The organism is Streptomyces sp. NPDC088246, assembly GCF_044741025.1.
Lineage (GTDB): Bacteria > Actinomycetota > Actinomycetes > Streptomycetales > Streptomycetaceae > Streptomyces.
This window is the reverse complement of sequence record NZ_JBIURV010000014.1, coordinates 202723-207956: the sequence shown is the minus strand read 5'-3', so window position 1 is coordinate 207956 and position 5234 is coordinate 202723. Positions and strand designations below refer to the sequence as shown.

The 5234-nt window shown below is 67.9% G+C and carries 4 protein-coding genes, 1 tRNA gene and 1 pseudogene; 1 reads left to right on the top strand and 5 read right to left on the bottom strand.

All coding sequences use genetic code 11. The features are described 5' to 3' along the window. Positions 1-453, top strand: a 453-nt coding sequence (locus tag ACIPEK_RS21255) for a tyrosine-type recombinase/integrase (RefSeq protein WP_401998200.1), incomplete at its 5' end; no start/stop codon positions are given. A gap of 34 nt (positions 454-487) precedes the next feature. On the opposite strand, the gene ACIPEK_RS21250 is transcribed toward ACIPEK_RS21255, so the two are convergent. The 5 genes and pseudogenes from ACIPEK_RS21250 to ACIPEK_RS21230 form a co-directional block, all read right to left on the bottom strand. Then, a tRNA-Lys gene (locus ACIPEK_RS21250) sits at positions 488-560 on the bottom strand. A gap of 91 nt (positions 561-651) precedes the next feature. Beyond that, complete coding sequence (locus ACIPEK_RS21245) at positions 652-2205, bottom strand: amino acid permease (protein WP_401998197.1); 1554 nt, start codon at positions 2203-2205, stop codon at positions 652-654. Between the two features lie 141 nt (positions 2206-2346). After that, positions 2347-2520, bottom strand: a complete 174-nt coding sequence (locus ACIPEK_RS21240; protein ID WP_401998194.1) for a hypothetical protein — start codon at positions 2518-2520, stop codon at positions 2347-2349. Next, complete coding sequence (locus ACIPEK_RS21235; RefSeq protein WP_401998191.1) at positions 2520-4535, bottom strand: FG-GAP repeat domain-containing protein; 2016 nt, start codon at positions 4533-4535, stop codon at positions 2520-2522. The genes ACIPEK_RS21240 and ACIPEK_RS21235 overlap by 1 nt, the downstream gene beginning before the upstream one ends. A 361-nt stretch (positions 4536-4896) precedes the next feature. Continuing rightward, positions 4897-5234, bottom strand: a pseudogene (locus ACIPEK_RS21230) (RNA helicase); the annotation flags it as partial.

Here is a 5234-nt window from a genome sequence, read left to right as displayed (position 1 = left end):
CACAAAGCGATGCTGAGCGCCCGGAAGAAGTGGGGCGACGCCTGGAACGAGACCGGCAAGGTCTTCACCCGCGAGGACGGCTCCTGGCTGCACCCGGAGACGGTTTCCGAGACGTTCCGCCGCATCCTCGCCACCACCGACCTGCCGCCGATCACCCTGCGTGACCTGCGTCACGTCGCGGCCACTCTCACCCACGGCGGGGGTGGTGATCTCCACACGATCAAGGAGACACTGCGCCACTCCACGATCACGCTCACGTCGGACACGTACACGAGCCTGCTGCCCGAGGTCGACAAAGCCGCGGCAGAAGCCGCCGCCGCGCTGGTGCCACGTGCCCGTAAGGCCCCCTCCGTAGCCCCTGCTGTCGGACCGTCCGCTCACGCATCGCTCACGCAAGAGGCCGGGAACGACGAAGCGCCCCGACCGGACGAAGCCGATCGAGGCGCTAAGTAGCAGGTCAGATAGGGTTTCCCCTCCCTGCTTCGCGTAGGCCGTGTGGGACTCGAACCCACAACCAACGGATTAAAAGTCCGCTGCTCTGCCAATTGAGCTAACGGCCCCCGGCGAATCACCCCTGAGCATAGCCCGCCGGGGCCCGGACGCCGATCGGGTATCGGTTACCGGGCCCCGTCGCGACGGGATCAGGTGGCATCAGAGGGGCTTCACCGGGGTGTCGGCGGAGCTTCCGCGAGGTTCGTCGGGGACGGTGGTGCGTTTGTGATTCGGGTTGAGGAACCAGTGCCGGGCGGAGGCCAGCCACCACGTTGCGGCGAAGCCGAGGACCACCAGGACCGCGATGGGTGCGTAGTTGAACGTCTCCCAGGTGACCGGCGAGACCTGCGGCAGCATGAAGAGCACCGTGATGATCACGACCCAGGCCACCGCGACGACGCCGATCGGGCGGGACCAGCGGCCCAGGTGCCAGGGGCCCGGGGTGAAGTCGTCGCCCCGGAGCAGGCGGAGCAGGGTGGGGATGACGTAGGCGATGTACAGGCCGATCACGGCGATCGAGGTCACCGCCGCGTACGCCGTGACGTTGATCAGGTACGGGAGGCCCAGGGCCAGGGCGCCGAGGGCGGCGAGCCAGACCGCGGCGACGGGGGTGCGGGTGCGGGGGCTGACCGTGTGCCAGACGCGGGAGAAGGGCAGGGCCCCGTCCCGGGAGAAGGCATAGATCATGCGGCTGTTGGCGGTCACGGACGCCATCCCGCAGAAGAGCTGCGCGCCGATCACGACCAGCAGCAGGAGCTTGCCGGTGGTGGCGCCGAGGGCGTCCAGGAGGATCTGGGCGGGCGGGGCGCCGGTCGGGGAGTTCAGCGCTCCGTCGTACGACTGGATGGCGAACGTGAAGCCGAGGAGGAGGACGAAACCCGCGATCCATGAGGTCCAGATCGACTGGACGATGCCGCGCGGGCCCGCCGTCGCCGCGTCGTGCGTCTCCTCCGTCATATGGGCGGAGGCGTCGTAGCCGGTGAAGGTGTACTGGGCCATCAGCAGGCCGATCATCACGACGTAGAAGCCGCTGCCCCAGCCGGTGTTGTTCACGAACTCGGTGAAGACGAAGGACACCGACTGATGCTTGTCCGGCACGAAGGTCAGAGCGCCGACGATGACGGCGACCCCGAGGACGTGCCACCACACGCTCACGCTGTTCAGGATCGCGACGATCCGTACACCGAAGGTGTTGAGCAGACCGTGCAGCAGCAGGATCGCGGCGAAGAGCAGGATCGTACGGGTGGGAGTGACCTCGAAGTCGAACTGGAGGTTCAGATACGCGCCCAGGAAGGACGCCGCCCCGAAGTCGATCCCGGCCGTGACAGCGACCTGGCCGAGGACGTTGAACCAGCCCGTGAACCAGGCCCAGGCCGCCGCCGAGCGCGGCGGGGCCAGCCGGTGGGCCCAGAAGTAGAGGCCTGCGGAGGTCGGGTACGCCGAACAGATCTCGGCCATCGCCAGGCCGACGAACAGCGTCATCAGGCCGACGCCGACCCACCCCCAGGTGATGACGGCGGGACCGCCGGTGTTCATGCCGAACAGATACAGCGTCAGGCAGCCGGAGAGCACCGAGATGATCGTGAACGAGACGGCGTAGTTGGAGAATGCCGACATACGCCGGGCCAGCGTCTGCGTGTACCCGAGCTGCGCAAGACGCTCCTCGTCGGAAACGCCCGGTGGTGGCCTGTCCTCGCCGGTGTCTGTTGTCATGTCCCCAGCGATGCCCTCGCCTCAAGGCACACATGCGGTCGCCATGGTTACGACTGGGAAAACATGCCGCGCAACACGCCACACAGCAACGGGAAGGGCGCGGCCATCGGGCCGCGCCCTTCCCGAACCTCAGCTCATCGCTCAGCTCGCGTCACCGAAACACTGGTCCTCGTCCGCGACGGGGGGCGCGCCGGGTGCCGGTACGGTACAGAGTGTGCCGCTCGGCAGCGTGCGGCCGAGCAGAGTGGCGCAGGACGCCGCCACGGTGGTGAGTGCCTGGCCGGTCCCCGGTCGTATCCGCTTCCTCATACGCATCAGAAGATCCCCTTGTAGACCTGCCACCCCGTGGCAATCCTCGTACGCGAGCCGAACGACCCCTTGCCGTTGCCGTTGTTGCGGTAGAGATTGCCGGAGCTGTCCCGCTCGACGAGGTCGGCCTTCCCGTCACCGGTGATGTCTCCCACCCCGACGACGGTGTTGTACGAGGCGCCCCACGCGGAGAAGACCTTCACCCGTTCCTTCAGCTTCCCGGTGGCGGTGCCGTCGTAGCGGTAGAGCGTGCCGTCCTTGTGACGGGCCAGCACATCGCCGTACCCGTCGCCGTTGAGGTCTCCGGCGCCCACGATCTTCGTGTAGACGGTCCAGGACGAACGGATCTTCACGCCGGCTTTCAGCTTGCCGCGGCCGTCGTCGGCGAAGAGGTAGATGTCGCTGGTCGACGCCTTGCGCGCGAGCAGATCGGTGCGTCCGTCACCGGTCAGATCGCCGGGCGCGGTCAGGACGTTGTACGCGTTCCAGCCCGTGCCCAGCGAGGTGTGACTGCTGTTCGGCGTGTATGGATCGCCGCACTTTCCGGCGTACCGGCGCAGCTCCCCGTTCGGCATCCGTACGAGCATCTCGGAGCATCGGTCGCTGCCCATGTCCCCGAACGGGACGGCCACCGCGCCCTTGGGCCAGCCGGAGCCGGAGCGCTTCCAGTCGAACTTGCCCTTGCCTTCGGTGTAGTGGAGGGTCAGGGCACCTGCGGAGTTGAGCGTGACCAGCTCGCCGAAGTCGTAGCCGCCCTGGTCGTGGTGGCCCGGGAGACCGCCGCCGACCGAGATCTTTCCACCGGTGGTGTACGTGCCGTCGCCCTCTGCGGCCCTGGCGGTCAGCGTCCAGGTGTGGACCCCGTTGGTCGGGTAGCCGCCCTTGTCCGTCCGGCCGTCCCAGTTGACCTCGGCCTCGGCGCCGGGCCCGCCGGAGAAGGTACGGACCGTGCGCCCGCGGATGTCCTTCGCCACGAACTTCCAGGTCACGGGCTTGCTGAACTGCCAGGTGCTGTCCCAGGCCGGGGAGTGGCCGTTGTCCACGCCCTTGATGTCGATGGAGCCGTCGCCGAGATCCGACTCGATGGCCGCCAACGGCTGCGAGGGCACCTCGCTCCGCACGACGCGGATCGCCTTGTCCGGCCCGACGTACGCGATGTCGCCGCCGAACTTGTCCACGGCCCAGGTCAGCCTCCGCTGGTCGACGGTGCTGCCCGCGGGCAGATCCGCGATCTCCCGGGGCACCGCGGACTTCCCGGTATGGAAGTCGGTGAGTACCAGCTTCCCGGCGGACCGGTCGTGCCGCACGAGATAGCCGTCGCCCACGAGCACGGCACCGGACGGCACGGTGAAGCTCTTCCTCGCCGTACGGTCGTACACACCGGCCGCGCCGCCCGTACCGCAGTTCCAGTAGATCCAGCGGCCGACGGTCTGGAGTTCCTTGATCACACAGGGCGCACCGGTGGCGGCCGTCTCGACGACCTTCTTCTGTTCGAGGTCGGTCGCGGTGACGGCTCCGGTGGTGGAACTCGCCGTCCACAGAACAGAACCCCATACCGAGGCGGCGGTGATGGACCGGGTCATCCGCACATTCGTCGTGCGGTACTCGGAGACGTCGTCGATGTACTGCTTGCCGGTCGACTCCGCGTTGTAGACGAAGTAGCGTCCGGTGGCGTCGACGAACCGACCACCCGTCACACCTGGCTCGTCGGACGAGTGGTAGCTGTTCGCCGTCAGCCAGATCTGGGCGTGCTCCAGACCGTTGTCGACGCCGAAGCGGCCCAGATGACCGTTTCCGGTGGCGCGCAGCGGTACGCAGGAACCGGCGTCGCAGGGAACGCGCTTGGTGTGGTCGCCGGTCGCGTAGGTGCCCACGAACCCCATCGAGATCCGGTCGCCGGCCATGGTCCCGTCCGGGGCGATCCGGCGCGCGTAGGCGTACTGCTGGCCGTTCGCCGCGACTTCCACCGTGTTCAGCGTTCCGCCGGCGAAGTCGATGCCCCAGACCCCGTCCGTCTGCACGGGAGTCGGCGTGTCCGCAGCACTGGCGCTCGGCATCGTACCGAGACCGGCCGCGACCGCGGCGAGAGCAGCCAGGGCGGCGCGACGGCGCCCGACGGAACGGCTGCGTGAAGAAACAAGGCGAGCCAAAAGGGTCAGTCCTCCCCGAAATGCCCAAAAGGCATGAAGGGCACAGGTGATCAACGGCAGCCTGCCGCAAAGGAATCACGCAAAGCCCCGGCCGCACCCTGTGCAAGTCGCCGGATGCTAGCAGCCGTTACTCATGTGAGGGAAGTGAAAAGAAAAGCGGGCCCACTCGTAAAGAGCGGGCCCGCTTTCCTGAGAACCTCAGCAGACCTTCAGCAGGTCGGCTTCACGGCTTTCAGCCGTTGCGCTTCCAGCGCGGCTTGTCGTCGCGGCGACCGAAGGAACCGGTGTTGGTGCCGGTGCCACGGTGGTCGTCACGGCGGCCGGTCGGACGGTCGCTGCCACCGGAGCGGAAGCCACCGGCGGGACGGTCGTCACGACGGTCGCGGTTGAACGGACGGTCGCTGCCACCGGAGCGGAAGCCACCCGAGGGGCGGTCGTCACGACGGTCGCGGTTGAACGACGGGCGGTCGTTGTCGCGGCGGTCGAAGGAACGGCCACCACGGTCGTCACGACGGTCGTTGGAGCGGAAGCCGCCCGACGGACGGTCGTCACGACGGTCGCGGTTGAACG

Bases quoted from the DNA above. Each gene is read 5' to 3' on its own strand.
- ACIPEK_RS21245 (WP_401998197.1), bottom strand. From the start codon at position 2,205: ATGACAACAGACACCGGCGAGGACAGGCCACCACCGGGCGTTTCCGAC.
- ACIPEK_RS21240 (WP_401998194.1), bottom strand. From the start codon at position 2,520: ATGCGTATGAGGAAGCGGATACGACCGGGGACCGGCCAGGCACTCACC.